This is a genomic window from Streptomyces sp. NPDC091387 (assembly GCF_044756945.1).
GTDB lineage: Bacteria > Actinomycetota > Actinomycetes > Streptomycetales > Streptomycetaceae > Streptomyces.
The window spans coordinates 46,103-62,756 of sequence record NZ_JBIVTZ010000018.1 but is presented as its reverse complement, the minus strand read 5'-3'; the positions used below and the strand labels follow the sequence as shown (position 1 = coordinate 62,756).

General features: G+C 70.4%; 15 protein-coding genes. 4 read left to right on the top strand and 11 right to left on the bottom strand.

The features are described from left to right. Positions 1–146: 146 nt before the first annotated feature. The gene (locus ACIQM0_RS31515) at positions 147–1,514 is read left to right on the top strand and encodes an FAD-dependent oxidoreductase (protein WP_401293198.1); all 1,368 of its coding nucleotides are present in this window, start codon (positions 147–149) and stop codon (positions 1,512–1,514) included. A 76-nt stretch (positions 1,515–1,590) separates the two neighbouring features. Here the strand turns inward: ACIQM0_RS31515 and ACIQM0_RS31510 are convergent, their stop codons facing one another. After that, complete coding sequence (locus tag ACIQM0_RS31510; protein ID WP_401293195.1) at positions 1,591–2,643, bottom strand: chitinase; 1,053 nt, start codon at positions 2,641–2,643, stop codon at positions 1,591–1,593. A gap of 215 nt (positions 2,644–2,858) precedes the next feature. Then, positions 2,859–4,034, bottom strand: a complete 1,176-nt coding sequence (locus ACIQM0_RS31505) for a DUF6777 domain-containing protein (RefSeq protein ID WP_401293192.1) — start codon at positions 4,032–4,034, stop codon at positions 2,859–2,861. Between the two features lie 198 nt (positions 4,035–4,232). Here ACIQM0_RS31505 and ACIQM0_RS31500 point away from each other — a divergent pair, with 198 nt between their 5' ends. From ACIQM0_RS31500 to ACIQM0_RS31490, 3 genes are read left to right on the top strand one after another with little or no spacing between them, the layout of a single operon-like run. Further along, entirely contained in the window at positions 4,233–5,087 is an 855-nt protein-coding gene (locus ACIQM0_RS31500) for a YndJ family protein (RefSeq protein WP_401293190.1), read from the top strand. Beyond that, on the top strand, positions 5,084–5,608 hold the full coding sequence (locus tag ACIQM0_RS31495) for a DUF1990 family protein (protein ID WP_401293187.1): 525 nt from the start codon (positions 5,084–5,086) through the stop codon (positions 5,606–5,608). The genes ACIQM0_RS31500 and ACIQM0_RS31495 overlap by 4 nt, the downstream gene beginning before the upstream one ends. 37 nt (positions 5,609–5,645) lie before the next feature. Beyond that, positions 5,646–7,082, top strand: a complete 1,437-nt coding sequence (locus tag ACIQM0_RS31490; RefSeq protein ID WP_401293185.1) for a lipase maturation factor family protein — start codon at positions 5,646–5,648, stop codon at positions 7,080–7,082. Here ACIQM0_RS31490 and ACIQM0_RS31485 read toward each other — a convergent pair. The 9 genes from ACIQM0_RS31485 to ACIQM0_RS31445 all read right to left on the bottom strand — a co-directional run bounded on the left by ACIQM0_RS31485 (position 7,060) and on the right by ACIQM0_RS31445 (position 16,647). Beyond that, positions 7,060–9,414 carry an alpha-L-fucosidase gene (locus ACIQM0_RS31485; protein ID WP_401293182.1) on the bottom strand — a complete coding sequence of 785 codons (2,355 nt, stop codon included), beginning with the start codon at positions 9,412–9,414 and terminating at the stop codon, positions 7,060–7,062. The two genes, ACIQM0_RS31490 and ACIQM0_RS31485, sit on opposite strands and share 23 nt — an antisense overlap. 144 nt (positions 9,415–9,558) lie before the next feature. Continuing rightward, positions 9,559–10,908 (bottom strand): ammonium transporter, encoded by a 1,350-nt coding sequence (locus tag ACIQM0_RS31480; protein ID WP_401293180.1) that lies wholly within the window; start codon positions 10,906–10,908, stop codon positions 9,559–9,561. A gap of 35 nt (positions 10,909–10,943) precedes the next feature. Then, positions 10,944–11,903: an urease accessory protein UreD gene (locus tag ACIQM0_RS31475; RefSeq protein WP_401293177.1), complete on the bottom strand. Its 960-nt coding sequence runs from the start codon at positions 11,901–11,903 to the stop codon at positions 10,944–10,946. A gap of 1 nt (position 11,904) precedes the next feature. After that, positions 11,905–12,525 (bottom strand): urease accessory protein UreG, encoded by a 621-nt coding sequence (gene ureG, locus ACIQM0_RS31470; RefSeq protein WP_385040448.1) that lies wholly within the window; start codon positions 12,523–12,525, stop codon positions 11,905–11,907. 31 nt (positions 12,526–12,556) lie between these two features. After that, positions 12,557–13,303 (bottom strand): urease accessory protein UreF, encoded by a 747-nt coding sequence (locus ACIQM0_RS31465; RefSeq protein WP_401293174.1) that lies wholly within the window; start codon positions 13,301–13,303, stop codon positions 12,557–12,559. A 5-nt stretch (positions 13,304–13,308) separates the two neighbouring features. Continuing rightward, positions 13,309–15,033 carry an urease subunit alpha gene (gene ureC / locus ACIQM0_RS31460; protein ID WP_401293172.1) on the bottom strand — a complete coding sequence of 575 codons (1,725 nt, stop codon included), beginning with the start codon at positions 15,031–15,033 and terminating at the stop codon, positions 13,309–13,311. After that, on the bottom strand, positions 15,033–15,485 hold the full coding sequence (locus ACIQM0_RS31455; RefSeq protein WP_401293170.1) for an urease subunit beta: 453 nt from the start codon (positions 15,483–15,485) through the stop codon (positions 15,033–15,035). Before ACIQM0_RS31455 ends, ureC begins: the two co-directional genes overlap by 1 nt. Further along, on the bottom strand, positions 15,482–16,336 hold the full coding sequence (locus tag ACIQM0_RS31450; protein WP_401293166.1) for a sirohydrochlorin chelatase: 855 nt from the start codon (positions 16,334–16,336) through the stop codon (positions 15,482–15,484). Before ACIQM0_RS31450 ends, ACIQM0_RS31455 begins: the two co-directional genes overlap by 4 nt. 5 nt (positions 16,337–16,341) lie before the next feature. Continuing rightward, positions 16,342–16,647 carry an urease subunit gamma gene (locus tag ACIQM0_RS31445; protein WP_401293165.1) on the bottom strand — a complete coding sequence of 102 codons (306 nt, stop codon included), beginning with the start codon at positions 16,645–16,647 and terminating at the stop codon, positions 16,342–16,344. Positions 16,648–16,654 lie beyond the last annotated feature (7 nt).

The window sequence follows — 16,654 nt, the reverse complement described above, 5'->3', positions numbered from 1 at the left end:
CGGGGAGGCCCTGATACCCCCGCAGAACGCCGACCCGCCCCGAAACCGGACGGAGGCAGCGGCTAACGTGTGCGGAGGGCGAACTAAGTCAAGCCTTACCAAGGCCCGCCCTGTCCTTGTTCGCCCGTCCTAAGGAACAGCCCTCCATGACACGCCCCGTCCGCGTAGCCATCGTCGGAGCCGGTCCCGCCGGAATCTACGCAGCGGACGCGCTGCTCAAATCCGAGGCCGCCTCCGACCCGGGCGTGTCCATCGACCTGTTCGAGCGGATGCCCGCCCCCTTCGGCCTGATCCGTTACGGCGTGGCCCCGGACCACCCCCGGATCAAGGGCATCGTGCAGGCGCTGCACAAGGTTCTGGACAAGCCGCAGCTGCGGCTCTTCGGCAACGTCGACTACCCGAACGACATCGGCCTCGACGAGCTGCGGGCCTTCTACGACGCCGTGATCTTCTCCACCGGCGCCGACGCGGACCGGGCCCTGGACATACCCGGCAGCGACCTGGACGGCTCGCACGGCGCCGCCGACTTCGTCTCCTGGTACGACGGCCACCCGGACGTGGCCCGCACCTGGCCGCTGGAGGCCGAGAAGGTCGCGGTCCTGGGCGTCGGCAACGTGGCACTGGACGTGGCCCGCATGCTCGCCAAGACCGGCGACGAACTGCTGCCGACGGAGATCCCCGCCAATGTCCACGAGGGCCTCAAGGCCAACAAGGCGCTGGAGGTGCACGTCTTCGGGCGCCGCGGTCCCGCCCAGGCCAAGTTCAGCCCGATGGAACTCCGCGAGCTGGACCACTCGCCGAACATCGAGGTCATCGTCAACCCCGAGGACATCGACTACGACCAGGGCTCGATCGAGATCCGGCGCGGGAACAAGCAGGCCAACATGGTCGCCTCCACGCTGGAGAACTGGGCGATCCGCGACATCGGCGACCGGCCGCACAAGCTCTTCCTGCACTTCTTCGAGTCCCCGGTCGAGATCCTCGGCGAGGACGGCAAGGTGGTCGGCCTGCGCACCGAGCGCACCGAGCTGGACGGCACCGGCAACGTGCGGGGCACCGGCCGCTTCAACGACTGGGACGTGCAGAGCGTCTACCGCGCGGTCGGCTACTACTCGCAGGAGCTCCCCAAGCTCCCCTTCGACGTGGCCTCCGGCACCGTTCCGCACGCCGCCGGACGGGTCCTCGCCGGTGAGGAGCCGATGGACTCGGTGTACGTCACCGGCTGGATCAAGCGCGGTCCGATCGGCCTGATCGGCCACACCAAGGGCGATGCCAACGAGACCGTCGCCTGCCTGCTGGAGGACCACACCACCGGCCGGCTGCCCGCTCCGGCGCAGCCAGAGCCGGAGGCCGTCACCGATTTCCTCCGGGACCGCGGCGTCCGCTACACCACCCGCGAGGGCTGGTACCGCCTGGACGCCCACGAGCGCGCCCTCGGCGCGGAGCAGGGGCGCGAGCGGGTCAAGGTCGTGGAGCGCGACGCCATGCTGGACGCCTCCGAGCCCGCCAACTGACACCACGGCCGACGGCCCCGGGAGTTCTCCGCGCAGGAGATCTCCCGGGGCCGTCGGCCGTTGCCGTCAGGGACAGTCAGCGCCCCTGGAGGCCCTTGACGTTGTCGCCGAAGGTCCAGTTCTTGGAGCCGTCCCAGTTCAGCGACCAGTCCATCAGGCCCTTCAGGCTGCCGCCGTAGTGGTTCCAGGCCTGGGACACGAGTCCCGGCGCCATGTAGCCGCCGCCCGCGCCCGGCTGGGCGGGCAGTCCCGGGACCTGCTTGTCGTAGGGCACCTTGACCGTGGTGCCCTGGATGACGAGTCCCTTGTCGAGACAGTCCGTCTGCGCGGTGAAGCCCTCGACGGTGCCCGCGGAGTACGAGTCGCCCGAGCAGCCGTACATGCTGCCGTTGTAGTACTGCATGTTCAGCCACCAGAGCCGGCCGTTGTCCGCGTACTTCTTCACGATGGGCAGGTACGCGCCCCAGATCGAGCCGTACGTGACGCTGCCGCCGGTGACGTAGGCCGTCTCAGGCGCCATCGTCAGGCCGAAGTTCGAGGGCATCCGGGCGAGCACTCCGTCGATGATGCGGATCAGGTTGGACTGCGAGTCCGACAGCTGGTTGATGTTGCCGCTGCCGCTCAGGCCGGTCTCGATGTCGATGTCGATGCCGTCGAAGTTGTACTTCTTGAGGATCGGCACCACCGTGTCGACGAACCGGTCGGCCACCGCGCTGGAGCTGAGGTCGATACCGGCCGCCGCGCCGCCGATGGACATCAGGGTGGTGAGCCCGGACGCCTTCGCCTGGCACATCTCGGCCGGGGTCGGGACCTTGACGGTCGAGTCCATCCCGTCCTCCCACAGGACGGTGCCGTCGGAGAGGATCACCGGGAAGGCCGCGTTGATCACGTTGTAGCCGTGCTGGGTGATGCGGCTGTCCGTGACGGGGATCCAGCCCAGTGGCGGATGCACCCCGTTGGACGCGCCGTCCCAGTTCTCCCAGTAGCCCTGGAGCACCTTGCCCGCAGGCCTCGACTTGACCGCGCAGGTGTCATCCTGCGCGGAGCTCGGCGTCGCCGCGACCAGCATCTGTACGACACAGGCCGCCGCGATGCCGACCCCCAGCAGACGTGATGTCCGACCGAACATGCCCGGTTCCCTTCGTGGGGTGGAGACCAGAGAAGCCGAAAATGCCATGATCCTGACAAGCCAGAGCTCCTGGCACCGCGGCCGCCACAACGCGGCACACGCTAAAGTGGTCCAGACCTTCCGTCAATAGGTCTGGACCATACGCGCGGTGGCGCCGACGCCCCCTCCGCATCACGGGGCCGGGCGCCCGCCCCGCCGTCCAACCGCCGCCGGGCTCACCCGGTGACGGACTCGGGAGAGCCTCCGGTGCCGTCCGGGCGCGGCAGTTCGATGGCGGTCTGCGGCTCCTCCGTCATGGACGGCACCAAATCCCCGGGAGGATCCTCCGGCTCCGCGGGGGTACCGGTCGGTTCGTCGGGCGGGAACCCCGGCGGCTCGTCGGTGGCGCCGCCCGAGGGCAGGTCCGTGGGGCAGTTCGGGGGCGCCGCCGAACCGCCGTCAGGGGTGTCCGGCGGATCATCGGAGGGGCTCTCGGTCACGGCGGCCTCCTCACCGGGCTGTGTCGGGACGCCCGGTGTCGGGCAGTCGGTGGGCGCGGTGGTCGGCTCCCCCGGAGGCACGTCGGGCAGCGGTCCGGTGATGTCGGTGCCCGGATCGTACGGCGGCGGGACCTCGGGGGCGCGGTCCCTGGCACCCTCGTCCCCCGCTGTCCGCTCGATCCAGGCGCTGTTCACGACGTCGACGATCACCAGGGCCGTGACCTCGCGTGCGGTGGGCTCGACGACAACGACGCGCGCCGGGTCGTAACCGGGCCACTTGTCCCCCCGGTCGGCCGACTCGCGGGCACCGTTCGGCGGGGTCAGTGGGTTCCCGCCGGCACAGCGCACCCGGGGCAGCCCATGACGGTCGACCATCACCGCCGTGCCGGCCTGGAGCACGGACTGGAACGTGGTCGCGGATCCCCCGCTGAAGCCGTGATCGGCGACCCGGGTGTCGGCGCGCAGCAGGACCGGGGTCAGCCCCAGGAGGAAGTCGGCGGTCCCGGCCGGGGCGATGCCCACGGCGTGCGCGAAGGCCTTCCCCTTGGCGCGCTCGGCGGCGAGGAAGCGGATCTGCTTCCCGACATCGCAGGAGGCCGTGGAGCGGACGCCGCCGTAGAGGCCCGGGGTGGAGCCGGTGAGCCGGTGGACGGCCCGGCCGCCGGGGGCCGGGGTCTCTGGGGAGCCGGTGCGCGACGGGGCCGGCGCCGCACCGGACCGCTTCGCCGTCGAGCCGGTGAAGGGGTCGGGTCCGCGCGCCGCGGCCGGTTGCGGGAGGACCTCCTGGACGTCGGCCGTCCCCGTGGTGCCGCTGCCGCCGGCGGGGGCGTCCTGCGCGCAGCCCGCGGCGAGCAGGATCCCGGCGGACAGCGTGGCGCCCGCGACGTGGCGCAGGCGTAGGGGTGAGCGCACGAAGAGGTCTCCTGCCGGTTCACCGGTCCCGAGTGGTCCCCTCATGTCTGCCGCAGTTGCCCCTCCCCCGCAAGCCGGCGGCGCGGGAGGGGCGCACCGCGCGGGACCGCGCCCGCACCATCACCTTGAACGTGTTCAAGAAAGGCTCTAGAGTCGGCACCGACATCGCTTGAACATGTTCAAGACGGGGGGTGGGTCATGTCGGTCCTGGTCGGTCTGATCGTGATGCTCGGCATGCTGGTGATCGTGCCGGCCGGGCTGCTGCTGGCCGGCGCACCGGGGCTCGACCGGATACGGCGGCTGTGGCCGGCCTTCGCCGTTCCGGGAGCCGTCTCCCTCTGGCTGCCGCGCGGCCTGCCCGCCACCGCCCTCGCCCTCTGCTACGCGCTCGGAGCCACGCTCCTGGCACTGCACGCCCTGCCCCGGCTCGCCCGCCGCCCCAGCCCGCTGCGCTCCCCGCGCACCGCGCCCGCGGAGATCGCGCTGCTCACCGCGCTGGTGACGCCCTCGATCGCCGCGACCGCGCTGGTCGCCGAGCGCTCGGGGCATTCGCTGTTCGGCTTCGGCCCCGGCATCCTGGCGCTGACCGTGCCGCACTTCCACTTCGCCGGATTCGCCGCCGCCCTGGTCTCCGGACTGGTCTGCCGGCTGGTCGACAGCGCGGCGGGAAGGTTCGCGGCGCTGAGTGTGCCGCTGGGCACCCTGCTCGTCCTGATCGGCTATTTCGTCGGTGACCGGACCGAGCTGGCCGGGGCGGTCGTGCTGACGGCTGGGATGTGGACCGTCGCACTGCTGACCTGGAGGACGGTCCGGCCGGCCGGCCGCGACCGGGCCACCCGGCTGCTGCTCGCCGCCTCCGCCGCCGTGCTCGCCGTGACCATGGCCCTGGCGCTGAGCTGGGCGCTGGGCGAGGCGACCGGACTGCCCCACCCCACCCTGACCTGGATGGCCGCCACCCACGGCGTCGGCAACGCGCTGGGCTTCGCGCTCTGCTCGGTGCTCGCCTGGAAGCGCCTCCGCGACCGCGACGACCACGAAGGACGCACCGCATGAGCACCCTGACCTATCCGGACGTGGGCGCCACCCGTCTCGGCCCGCTCCCCGACGGCTACCACCACCTGCACCACCGCGACCGGATCGGCCACGGCCGCGCGGACTTCGAGGCCGCCGGCGCCGCGGTCACCGCATTCCGCATGCACCGTGTCGCCGGGGCCCGCGTCACTGCGTCGGCGCCACGCGCCGAGCCCGGCACGGCCGTTCAGGTGAAGCTGGGGGTCGGTCCGTTCCGGTTCACCGCGCCCTGCCGGGTCATCTGGACCGAGTACGGGCCGCAGCGCATCGGATTCGCCTACGGAACACTGACCCGGCATCCCGAGTGCGGCGAGGAGTCCTTCGTGGTCGACCTGGCGGACGACGGAACGGTGTCGTTCACCGTCATGGCGTTCAGCCGGCCCGCCCGCTGGTACGCCAGGCTCGCCGGTCCGCTCGTACCGGTGGCCCAGCTCTGGTACGCCCGCAGGCTCGGCAGGAGCCTGCGCCGGATCGTCACGGAGGCGCGCCGGAAGCGGAACTGAAGCGCCGGGCGGCGCCGCGGGGCCGATACTGGGGGCGATGGAGTGGTTCACCGCAGACGGGTACTGGCTCAGCCGGCTGATCTTTCAGCGGGTGCTGGCCGTCATCTATCTGACCGCCTTCCTCACCGCCGCGCTCCAGTTCCGGGCGCTGATCGGTGAACGCGGCATGCTGCCCGTTCCGGAACTCCTGCGGCGCACGGACTGGCGCAGCGCCCCCGGGCTCTTCCGCCTCCACTACTCCGACCGCTTCTTCGCCGTGGTCGCCTGGACCGGCTGTGCGCTCTCCGTCGCGCTGATCGCCGGTGCGGACAGCTACCTGCCGCTGTGGGCGGCGATGCTGCTGTGGGCGCTGCCCTGGGCGCTGTACCTGTCGATCGTCCAGGTCGGCGACACCTGGTACGGCTTCGGCTGGGAGTCGCTGCTGCTGGAGACCGGCTTCCTCGCCGTCTTCCTCGGCAACGCGGGCACCGCCCCGCCGGTACTGGTGCTGTGGCTGCTGCGCTGGGTGCTGTTCCGGGTGGAGTTCGGGGCCGGGATGATCAAGATCCGCGGTGACGCGTGCTGGCGCAGGCTGACGTGTCTGTACTTCCACCACGAGACCCAGCCCATGCCCGGCCCGCTGAGCTGGTTCTTCCACCAGCTGCCCCGGCCCCTGCACCGGGCCGAGGTGGCGGCCAACCACGTGACCCAACTCCTGGTCCCGGTGCTGCTCTTCACCCCGCAGCCCGTGGCGAGCGCGGCCGCGGGGCTGATGGTCCTCACCCAGTTGTGGCTGGTGCTGTCGGGGAACTTCGCGTGGCTCAACTGGCTGACGATCGCGCTCGCCCTGTCGGCCGTCGACTGGTCCCCCGTCGTCGAGCCGCCCGCGCAGTCCGCCGCGCCCCTCTGGTACGAGGTGGTGGTCATCGCCGTCGCCGCGCTGGTCCTGGCACTCAGCTACCGCCCCGCCCGCAATCTGGTCTCGCGCCGCCAGGTGATGAACCGCTCCTTCGACCCACTGCACCTGGTCAACACGTACGGCGCCTTCGGCAGCATCAGCCGGGTCCGGCTGGAGGTGGTGGTCGAGGGCACGGACGAACGGGTCGTGCACCCGGGCACGGTCTGGCGGGAGTACGGCTTCCGCGGGAAGCCGGGCGATCCGCGGCGGCTGCCGCGCCAGTTCGCCCCGTACCACCTGCGGCTCGACTGGATGATGTGGTTCGCCGCGCTCTCGCCCGCCTATGCCCGCCCCTGGTTCGGCCCGTTCGTGGAGCGGCTGCTCGAGAACGACCGGGACACCCTGCGGCTGCTGCGGCACAACCCGTTCCCTGATGTTCCGCCGGCGCACGTCCGCGCCAGGGTGTACCGCTACCGGTACACGACCTGGCGCGAACTGCGGGCCACCGGGTGCTGGTGGCACCGCGCCTACGTACGGGACTTCATGCGCCCGGTGCCGCCGGGGCCCTCCCCGGTCAGCCCGACCAGGCGATCTTGAACACCCAGGCGTGCTCGCCGGTCCTGCGGGCCGCCGCCGGTACGTCGATCACCAGCGAGTCGCCCGTGGTGCGCCAGCGCAGCGGCCGGTCGTACCCGAGCAGCGTGATCCGGTCGCCGCCGCGGACCGGCACGGGTGCCTCGACCGTGAGGGTCGCGCCGGGCCGGGCCAGCGAGTGGATGTAGAACGCCTTGTCCGGCCGGACGGTGAACCGCAGGTCCTCGCCCAGCTGCGGCATCCGCGACCAGTACGTGGTGTCGTAGATCGCCTCTCCGTTGGTCTTCAGCCACTGCCCCGTCTCGCGCAGCCTGCGCTGCATGATGCCGGGGATCGTGCCGTCGGCCTTCGGTCCGATGTCGAGCAGGAAGTTGCCGTTCTTGGAGACGATGTCGACGAGCGAGTGCACGATCTCCTCGGCCGTCATGTACTTCTCGTCCGGGGTCTGCGCGTTGTAGCCGTAGCTGTAGGGGTCGAGGCCCCGGCTGGACTCCCACTTCGCGGTGACGACCTGGTCGTACGTCGTGTACTCGGGCGTCGTGAAGTCGTGCGACCCGATCCCCGAGCGGTCGTTGACGGTGACGTCGACCGGGCGGGCCCGGTTCTTGGCGTGGTTGAAGTACTCGGCGAGGACCCGGTGGCTGTCGTTGTCGCCGCCGATGTCGCACCAGACGATCTCCGGATCGTACCCCTCGATCAGCTCCAGCATCTGCGGGCCCTGGAACTCGGTGATGTAGTCCTTGCCCGCCGTGTGGCCGGTGTACGGGACGGGCTCCAGGGTGTACGGGTTGCGCGGGGCGTGGCCCATCCACGGGTGGTCCGGGTTGAACCACTCGGGCATGGAGAAGTACAGCCCGCGGTGGAGTTCGGGGGCGTAGCGCCGTGAGGCGTCGAAGAGTTCCCTGATCACATCGCGCTTGGGACCCATCTTCACCGAGTTGCGGTCGGAGAGTTTGGTGTCCCAGAGCGCGAAGCCCTCGTGGTGTTTCGAGGTGAGGACGTGGTATTGCGCGCCGGCGTCCCGGAACAGCTCCACCCAGGCGCGGGGGTCGAAGCGCTCCGCGCGGAACTGCGGGATGAAGTCGTCGTAGGCGAAGGACTCCCCGTAGGTGTCGCGGTGATGGGCGTAGGTGGGGTTGGCCGGGTCCTGCATCTGGTTCCAGTACCACTCGGCGTACTGCGTGCCGACCGGTGCCCAGGCCGGGACCGAGTAGATGCCCCAGTGGATGAAGATCCCGAACTTCGCGTCCTGGAACCAGTACGGCGCCTGATGGGTGGAGAGGGACGCGTCCGTGGGGGTGTAGTCGGGGACCCCGAGGGTGAGCGAGCGCCGGACCGTCGCCGCCTGCTGCCCCCGGCCGCGTGCGACCACGCTGCCGTCGCGCGCGGTGCCGGGCGAGGTGCCCGGTCTGTTGCGGATGCCGATGCGGACGCGGGCCTGGTCGCCGGGGGCGAGGCGGGTGACACGGGCGGGTGCGACGGTACGCGCCCCGGGCACGTCCACCGAGAGGGTGAGGCCGTCGGCGGCGAGGATGCCCACCGTGCCCGCGTTGACGACGGTGGCCTCGACGCTCTGGGCCCCGTGGTCCAGCAGCGAGGTGGTGGAGCGGGCGTCGCGTACGGCCAGGGCCCGCCCCTCGGCCGCCGGTTGCAGGGAGAGCGCGAAGATGTGCAGGGCCGACTTGTCGGCCTCGGCGGGCTGGGTGGTGGGAAGCGTCAGCGCGACGGCCTCCCTCGTCGGGTCGAGCGGGATCTCGGACACGGCGATGGAGACCGGGTGCGGGTCCTTCGTCCCGTCGGGGGCGTAGCGGTAGGCGGAGGTCAGGTCGCCGCTGCCGGAGTACCAGTCGGGTCCGGCGAGAGCCGGGGCCGACGTGGTGCCGTCGGCGTAGTGCACCGTGGCCCTGCCGGACGCGGCTCCGTAGCTGCACGCGGTGAGGAGGAGGCCGGACAGGTAGCGGCCCGGTGGGAGGCCGATGCGCTGGCCGAGAGCGACGATGTTGTTCTTCGCCCCCGCGCCGGCGGCCGGGAAGCGGAAGGTGGTGCCGGCTATCTCCCGCTCTCCTGCCGGGAGTTCCTCGCCGGGGAAGGTGTAGCCGGAGCCGTCGAAGCTGCCGCCGCGGGCTTCGGCGGTGTCGATGCCGTCGTTGTCGAACCAGTCGTCGAGGGGGACGGGGACGGCCGGGGGCACGGTTCCCCAGTCACCGCCGTGCGGGGTCTCGGGCGCGGTCCCGGTTCGCGGGGCCGCTTCGGCGGTGGCGGGGGTGAGCAGGGCGGCGCCGACTGCCGCCCCTGCCGTCATTCCGAGTACATGGCGCCTGGGAAGTTCGGTCATGACGTCCGATGATTGGAGCAGGACGTGAACCTGTCAATGCAATCTTCCAGACAGAACGAAACTTCTCTCCCACATCCATCGGATGACTCGGCGCAGAAAGCGGAGCAGGCCGGGCATTTGACGCCCGGCCCGCCCCCCCTTCGGCTACTTCTCGTGCTCGCGGGCCCGCAGCAGGTTGCTGATCTGCTTGACGAGTTCGTCGTCGCTGCTCACGCGCTTGCCGGAGACCAGTGCGCCGAGGCGCTCGGCGGTCTGGAAGTCGTACGCCCGCTCCTCCTGCTCGCCGGGAACGTTGTCGTACTCCTCCTTGGCGCGGAAGCCGACGGTCAGGTCCACGGCCTTGGCGATGATCCAGGTGAGGATGAAGGAGAAGGCGATCACGGCGACGATCGCGACGAGCTGCTTGCCCAGCAGCCCCCAGCCGCCTCCGTAGAAGAGACCCTTCTTGCCGCTGATGCGCGCGGTGGCGAACAGGCCGACCATGATCAGGCCGATCAGACCGCCGACACCGTGCACACCCACCACGTCGAGCGTGTCGTCCACGCCGAAACGGAACTTGAGTGTGATCGCGAAGGCGCAGACAGCGCCGACGACCAGGCCGGTGATGACCGCGCCGAGGGTGTTGATCTCACCGCAGGCCGGCGTGATGGCGACCATGCCGGCGACGGCGGACGAGACGACGCCCATCGTGGTGACCTTGCCGGTGCGCCACTTCTCCACCAGCGGCCAGGTGATCATCGCGCCCGCGGCCCCGAGCTGGGTGTTGATGAAGGCCGCGGCGGCGGTGCCCTGGTCGCTCAGTGCGGAGCCGGAGTTGAAGCCGAACCAGCCGAACCAGAGCAGCCCGACTCCGATGACCACAAGCGGAATGTTGTTGGGGCGCTCCTCGCGACGGGCGAAGTCGCGTGGCGCCCGCAGTACGACTGCCACGGCGAGGCCCGCCACACCGGAGTTGAGCTCCACCGGGAGACCGCCGGCGAAGTCGAGGGCGCCGAGGTGCTTGACGATCCAGCCGTCCGTGTCGAACACCCAGTGCGCGATGGGGATGTAGACGATGAGCAGCCACAGCACGACGAAGACGAGCCAGCCCCTCATCGTCGCGCGGTCGGCGATCGAACCGCTGACCAGCGCCACCGTGATGATGGCGAAGCCCATCTGGAAGGTGCTGTAGACGTAGGTGGGAATCGATCCGGTCAGCGTGGTCAGGTCGATGCCGCGCATGAACACGTGGTCGAGGTTGCCGATGACTCCGGCGCCTCCGACATCGGGGCCGAACGCCAGCGTGTATCCGATGACCCACCAGACGAGGGTGCCGAACGCGAGCGCGGCGAAGCTCATCTTGATCATCATCAGCACGTGCTTGGTGCGCACCATGCCGCCGTAGAAGAACGCGAGACCGGGCGTCATCAACAGCACCATCGCGGTGGCGGCGAGCAGCCAGGCGGTGTCACCGGAGTCGTACGCGGGCGGCATCGGCGCGGGAGCGGTGTTCATCGGCGGGTACCTCGTGGGTGTCGTGGGGACGGAGGTCAGGGCTTGCGCAGGTCGGGGGCCGGATGGCCGGTGAGCAGCCGGCGCACGGACTGCCAGGCGGCCTGATGGGCCGCGGCGACCCGGATCGGGCTGTCGTCCAGCATCCGCACCCAGGCTCCGCAGTCCCGGGGCAGGACGCTCACGCCGTACAGGACGCCGAGGGGGGCCAGCGCCTCGTGCAGGGTGTCGGCGAGTTCGGCGACCGGGGCGCGGTCGGTCACGACGAAGAGCGAGGCGACATGGTCGTGCCCGGCGAACACACCGGGTCCCAGGACTCCTTCGCCGTCCGGTCCCGGGGCGAGGCGCAGGGTGTCGAGGGCGAGCAGCGTGCCGTCGGGCCGGCTGATACGGAGGTCGGTGGCGAGCACCCGGTAGGCGTGGCGTTCACCGCGGGCGAGCCGTCCGGCGGTGAGGGTGTCACCGACGACGACGGTCGCGCCCTCGGCGACCGTGACCTCGGTGCGCTGGTAGAAGCGCGCGTCCTTGAACGGGATCAGCGGGTCCGGCAGGTACTCGACGTAGCTCCCGGCCTCCGCCGTCAGGTGCACCTGCTGGGTCGCGTAGTCGTGCTCCATCCGGAAGATCTTGGTGGCGGCCTGGGTGGTCAGATGGACCTGGGTGTCCGGGCCGCAGCGGAAGTCCATGCGGTAGCGGTCGGCCTGGGCCACGCCGCCGCCGGTCGCCATCAGATAGACGTAGCTCATGCCGGGCAGCGCGGGGTCGATCCACAGCGGCCGAATGATCTGCAGCGGTGTCTTCTGGTAGCGCTCGACGAGTTCGGTACGCCCGCCCCGCACGGCGAAGGCCAGGTCGAGGATGCCGACCTTGGCCGGGGACCCGGGAGCGAGCGTGTCGGGCACGGAGGCCAGGGCCACCACGTCCGGGGGGACGCGGACCGCGGCGTAGTACACCTCGGCGAGTCGGTCGGCGCGGGGCCGGTACGGGGCGAGCTGCATGTCAGATCAGCACCTTGCGGCGCGATTCGAGGTAGACCGCGATGTCGTCGATGCCGACGCCGGTCAGACAGTCGGTGAGGACGACGGGCCGGTTGCCCCGGACCCGGTGGGCGTCCGACTCCATGACGTTGATGTCCGTGCGGACGTACTTCGCGATATCGATCTTGTTGATGACGAGCAGATCGGACTCGGTGATGCCGGGGCCTCGCTTACGGGGCATCTTCTCGCCCTCCGCGGTGTCCAGCACGAAGAGGAAGAGGTCCACGAGGGCCGGGCTGAAGGTCAGCGTGAGGTTGTCGCCGCCGGACTCGTAGATCAGCGTGTCGGTGTCCGGGAAGCGCTCCAGCATCTCCGCGCCGGCCGCCAGGTTCATCGTGGGGTCGTCGCGCACGGCGGTGTGCGGACAGGCGCCCGTCTCGACACCGACGACCCGCTCGGGTTCCAGGACTCCGGCCAGCGTGCGGCGGACGTGCTGGGCGTCCTCCTGGGTGTAGATGTCGTTGGTGATGACCGCGGGGCGGTGGCCGCGCTCGATCAGCATCGGCACCAGCGCCTCGATGAGCGCGGTCTTGCCGGATCCGACCGGTCCGCCGACGCCGACCCGCAGTACGTTGTCGTCCATGGTGCTCCCTGGGTGATACGAGTGGTGGATATCAGCTGGCGAAGAGCCGGGCCTCGGCCCGTTCGTGACGGCCCGACATGATGTCCGAGGCGAAGACCGTGGCGCCGACGTCGTCGAGTTCGCGCCGCAGTGCGGCCTCGACGGCCTCCTCGATGACGGGCGTGGCGCCCCGGATCAGCGTCTGCGTCGTACGGTGGTCGGTCAGCCGCAGCCGCAGGGCGGCGCCCGCGAAGCTGACACAGAACGCGAACAGGTCCGCGGCGACCGCCTGCCGGACCGGAACGCCGGTCGCCGCGTAGATGACTCCTGCGGCGACCGCCTGGGTGCCGGGGGCCTCGCGGCGTACGACGCGGTCGAAGTAGTCGCCGATCTCGGGGCGTCCGAAGACCTCCTGTCCGAGGTCCAGGAGCTGGCGTCCGGTCCGGGTGGACGCCTGACGCATCTCCCGTCCCAGTTTGGTGGCCAGGAGGTACTCGTCGATCCGGACGACGGCCGCCGGGTCGCCGGCGGCCGTCGCGCGGTGGGCGAGGGCGAGCGCCGTGGCGTCGGCAGGGCCGACGCCGTGCAGGAGCAGGTCCTCGAGCAGCAGCGGAAGGCTGTCGGGGTCTACGGCCCCGGACTGCGCGAAGCCCTCCAGGCTGTGCGACAGCGTGTAGAAGCCGCTGGGGAACGCGGAGTCGGTCAGCTGGAGGCTGACCAGCAGCGAACCGAGGCCCGTGCCTGTCCCGGTCACTGCGGTCACGGTGTCTGAGGCGGTGTCACCCTCATCGCGATACATCAGCTCTAGACCAGGAAGTAGAGGTGGTTGAGGGGCAGCTTCTCGGCCGGGTCGATGGTGGCGACCTTTCCGTTGAGCGTGACCTTGAACGTCTCCGGGTCGACCTGGATGTCCGGCAGGGCGTCGTTGCGGACCATGTTGTGCTTGCCGATGGTGCGAGTACGGCGCACCGGCAGGACCTTGCGTTCCAGGCCCAGTGCGGCCGGGACCCCGGCGGCGATGCCCGCCTGGGACATGAAGGTGACGTGCGTCGCCTGCAGCGCCTTGCCGTACTGGCCGAACATCGGCCGGTAGATGACGGGCTGCGGGGTCGGCAGCGAGGCGTTGGGGTCGCCCATCTGCGCCCAGGAGATGATGCCGCCCTTGATCACCATCTTCGGCTTGGCACCGAAGGAGTGGATGGGCCACAGCACGATGTCGGCCAGCTTGCCCTTCTCGATCGATCCCACGTGGTCGGAGATGCCGGCGGCGATCGCCGGGTTGATGGTGACCTTCGCGAGGTAGCGCAGCACCCGCTGGTTGTCGTTGCGCTCCGAGTCGCCCTCCAGCGTGCCGAGCTTGTCCTTGCAGTGGTGCGCGGTCTGGAAGGCACGCGTGACGGACTCCCCGATGCGGCCCATGGCCTGGGAGTCGGAGGAGAAGATGCTGATCACGCCGAGGTCGTGCAGTACCGACTCGGCGGCGATCGTCTCGGCCCGGACCCGGCTGTCCGCGAAGGACACGTCCTCGGGGATGTCATGGCTGAGGTGGTGACAGACCATGACCATGTCGAGGAGCTCGTCCACCGAGTTCACGGTGTACGGCAGCGTCGGGTTGGTGGAGGACGGCAGGACGTTCGGCTCACCGGCGATACGCAGGATGTCGGGGGCGTGACCGCCGCCCGCGCCCTCGCTGTGGAAGGTGTGGATGGCCCGGCCGTCGATCGCGGAGCGGGTGTCCTCGAAGAAGCCACCCTCGTTCAGGCTGTCGGTGTGGATGGAGACCTGGACGTCGTGCTGGTCGGCGACATTCAGAGCGTTGTCGATGACGGCCGGCGTCGAGCCCCAGTCCTCATGGACCTTGAGCCCGCAGGCACCGGCGACGACCTGCTCGTTGAGGGCCTCCGGCAGGCTGCCGTTGCCCTTGCCCATGATGCCGAGGTTGACCGGCATGGTCTCGGCAGCCTGGAGGATCTTGCCGATGTTGTACGGGCCGGGGGTGCAGGTGGTGCCGTTGGAACCGTCCGAAGGCCCGGTGCCACCGCCGATGAGGCTGGTAATGCCGTTGGTCAGCGCCTGCTCGGCCTGTTGCGGGGCGATCAGGTGGACGTGGGTGTCGATGGCGCCCGCGGTGGCGATGAGGTGCTCCCCCGCGATGGCCTCCGTGCCCGGCCCGATGACCAGGTCCGGATCGACGTTGTTCTGCGTCTGCGGGTTGCCTGACTTGCCGATGCCGACGATGAAGCCGTCCTTGATGCCGATGTCGCACTTGACGACGCCCACGATCGGGTCGATGACGACCACGTTGGTGATGACGGTGTCGAGTGCGCCCTGGGCCGAGGTGGCCTGTGGGTCGGAGGCCATGCCGTCGCGCATGGTCTTGCCGCCGCCGTAGAGGACCTCGTCGCCGTACTGGCCCTCGCTGAAGTCCTTCTCGACCTCGACGATGAGGTTGGTGTCGGCGAGGTGGAAGCGGTCGCCTACCGTCGGACCGAACATGTCGGTGTACTGCTTGCGGGGCAGGATGGGCATCAGTGCGAACCCTTCTTCTTTTCGTTGGTGGCCTTGGAGCCCTTGGAGTCCTTGGTGGCGCTCGTGGAGCCGGGGGTACCCTGGGCGCCCTCGAATCCCTGTTCGATGGCCCTGCGGACGGCCTCGACGCGAGCCGGGTGGGAGGAGAGGCTGCCGTTGAGGAGTCCGCTGAAGCCGACGAGACGTCCGGTGCCGCCGTACGCGCACAGCTCCACCTCGCGCGAGCCGCCGGGCTCGATCCGCACGGACGTGCCGGCGGCGATGTTGAGGTGCATACCGAGCGTCTCCTGGCGGTCGAACGACAGCGCCGAGTTGACCTCGAAGAAGTGGTAGTGGGAACCGACCTGCACCGCACGGTCGCCGGTGTTGCTCACGGTGAGCTTCAATGTGCGGCGGCCCGCGTTGAGCTCGATGGGGTCCTTGCCGTAAAGGTACTTCTGACGGAACGTCATGCAATGCTCCTGATGACTTGGCCCGCTCCATGGGCGGGCGGGTGCTGATGCGTGTGCGTGTGTCCGGGGCCGTGATCGTGGTGGTGACCAGGGCCGTGATCGTGTCCCTCGCCCGGTGGGTGGGTGTGGGAGTGGCCGTGGTTGTCTGCCGCGGTCAGCCCGGCCGCGATGCCGTCGTCGCCGTGCTCGCGCCATCGCCGCCGTGCGTCGGCCACCCGCTCGGCCACTACGCGTCGCAGCGCGGACGCGGGGACGAGCGGACCGGCCAGGTCCACCAGCGGCCGGGCGTCGGCGGAGAGTTCGGGCGCCTCCGGCGGCGCGAACCCGGCCGGAAGCAGCGTCACGCGCTCCGCGCCGAGCAGTCGGCAGCGCCGGACGCCCTCGGCCGGGTCCGGGTCCCCGCCGGTGAACGCCACCTCGACCAGGGAGTGCCGGCCGTAGCGGCGCACGAGTGCGGCGATCCGGTACAGCTCCGCGTCCTCGAACGGGTCACCGGACGGAGCCGTGACCAACAGGGCCGAGTCCTCGGGCACCCGTCCCGCCGCGGCGCGCAGCCAGCCGACGAGGTGCTGGGCGGTGCCGAACGGCTCGGCGAGCACCGTCGTGGCACGGTCGCCGCCGGGAACGGAACGCAGGGTCCGGGCGGTGTCCGCGACGAGTTCGGGGTCGCGGCCGAACGTCATCGGCACGACGACGCTCTCCTCGCCCCTGCGCAACTGCGCGGAGATCCTCCGGAACAGCTCGCGCCCGCTCGGCACGACGCTCACTCCGGGGTCCACGAGTCCGTCCAGCGCCCGCCCGTACGCGGCTTCGTGGCCGCACACGGCGATGATGCCGCAGGCCTCGGCCACCGGAGTCAGCCCCCGATGGGGTCGTGGCAGGACACCAGCTTGGTGCCGTCCACGAAGGACGCCTCGACCTGCAGCAGGCCGAGCATTTCCCGTACGCCGGGCATGGTGTCCGGCTCACCCACGACATGGCGGCCCAGTTCCATGCAGTCCGCGACGCTTTTGCCGTCGCGCGCGGCTTCCAGGATCGCCTCGGTGATCAGCGAGACCGACTCGCTGTAGTTGAGCTTGAGGCCGCGTTCCTGGCGCTTGCGGGCCAGGTCGGCCACCACGTACACCAGCAGCTTGTCGATCTCGCGAGGGGCGAGGTTCATCGTCAGT

Coding starts and splice junctions, on each gene's coding strand:
- ACIQM0_RS31515 (WP_401293198.1), top strand. CDS start 147: ATGACACGCCCCGTCCGCGTAGCCATCGTCGGAGCCGGTCCCGCCGGA.
- ACIQM0_RS31510 (WP_401293195.1), bottom strand. CDS start 2,643: ATGTTCGGTCGGACATCACGTCTGCTGGGGGTCGGCATCGCGGCGGCC.
- ACIQM0_RS31500 (WP_401293190.1), top strand. CDS start 4,233: ATGTCGGTCCTGGTCGGTCTGATCGTGATGCTCGGCATGCTGGTGATC.
- ACIQM0_RS31495 (WP_401293187.1), top strand. CDS start 5,084: ATGAGCACCCTGACCTATCCGGACGTGGGCGCCACCCGTCTCGGCCCG.
- ACIQM0_RS31490 (WP_401293185.1), top strand. CDS start 5,646: ATGGAGTGGTTCACCGCAGACGGGTACTGGCTCAGCCGGCTGATCTTT.
- ACIQM0_RS31485 (WP_401293182.1), bottom strand. CDS start 9,414: ATGACCGAACTTCCCAGGCGCCATGTACTCGGAATGACGGCAGGGGCG.
- ACIQM0_RS31480 (WP_401293180.1), bottom strand. CDS start 10,908: ATGAACACCGCTCCCGCGCCGATGCCGCCCGCGTACGACTCCGGTGAC.
- ACIQM0_RS31475 (WP_401293177.1), bottom strand. CDS start 11,903: ATGCAGCTCGCCCCGTACCGGCCCCGCGCCGACCGACTCGCCGAGGTG.
- ureG (WP_385040448.1), bottom strand. CDS start 12,525: ATGGACGACAACGTACTGCGGGTCGGCGTCGGCGGACCGGTCGGATCC.
- ACIQM0_RS31465 (WP_401293174.1), bottom strand. CDS start 13,303: ATGTATCGCGATGAGGGTGACACCGCCTCAGACACCGTGACCGCAGTG.
- ureC (WP_401293172.1), bottom strand. CDS start 15,033: ATGCCCATCCTGCCCCGCAAGCAGTACACCGACATGTTCGGTCCGACG.
- ACIQM0_RS31455 (WP_401293170.1), bottom strand. CDS start 15,485: ATGACGTTCCGTCAGAAGTACCTTTACGGCAAGGACCCCATCGAGCTC.
- ACIQM0_RS31445 (WP_401293165.1), bottom strand. CDS start 16,647: ATGAACCTCGCCCCTCGCGAGATCGACAAGCTGCTGGTGTACGTGGTG.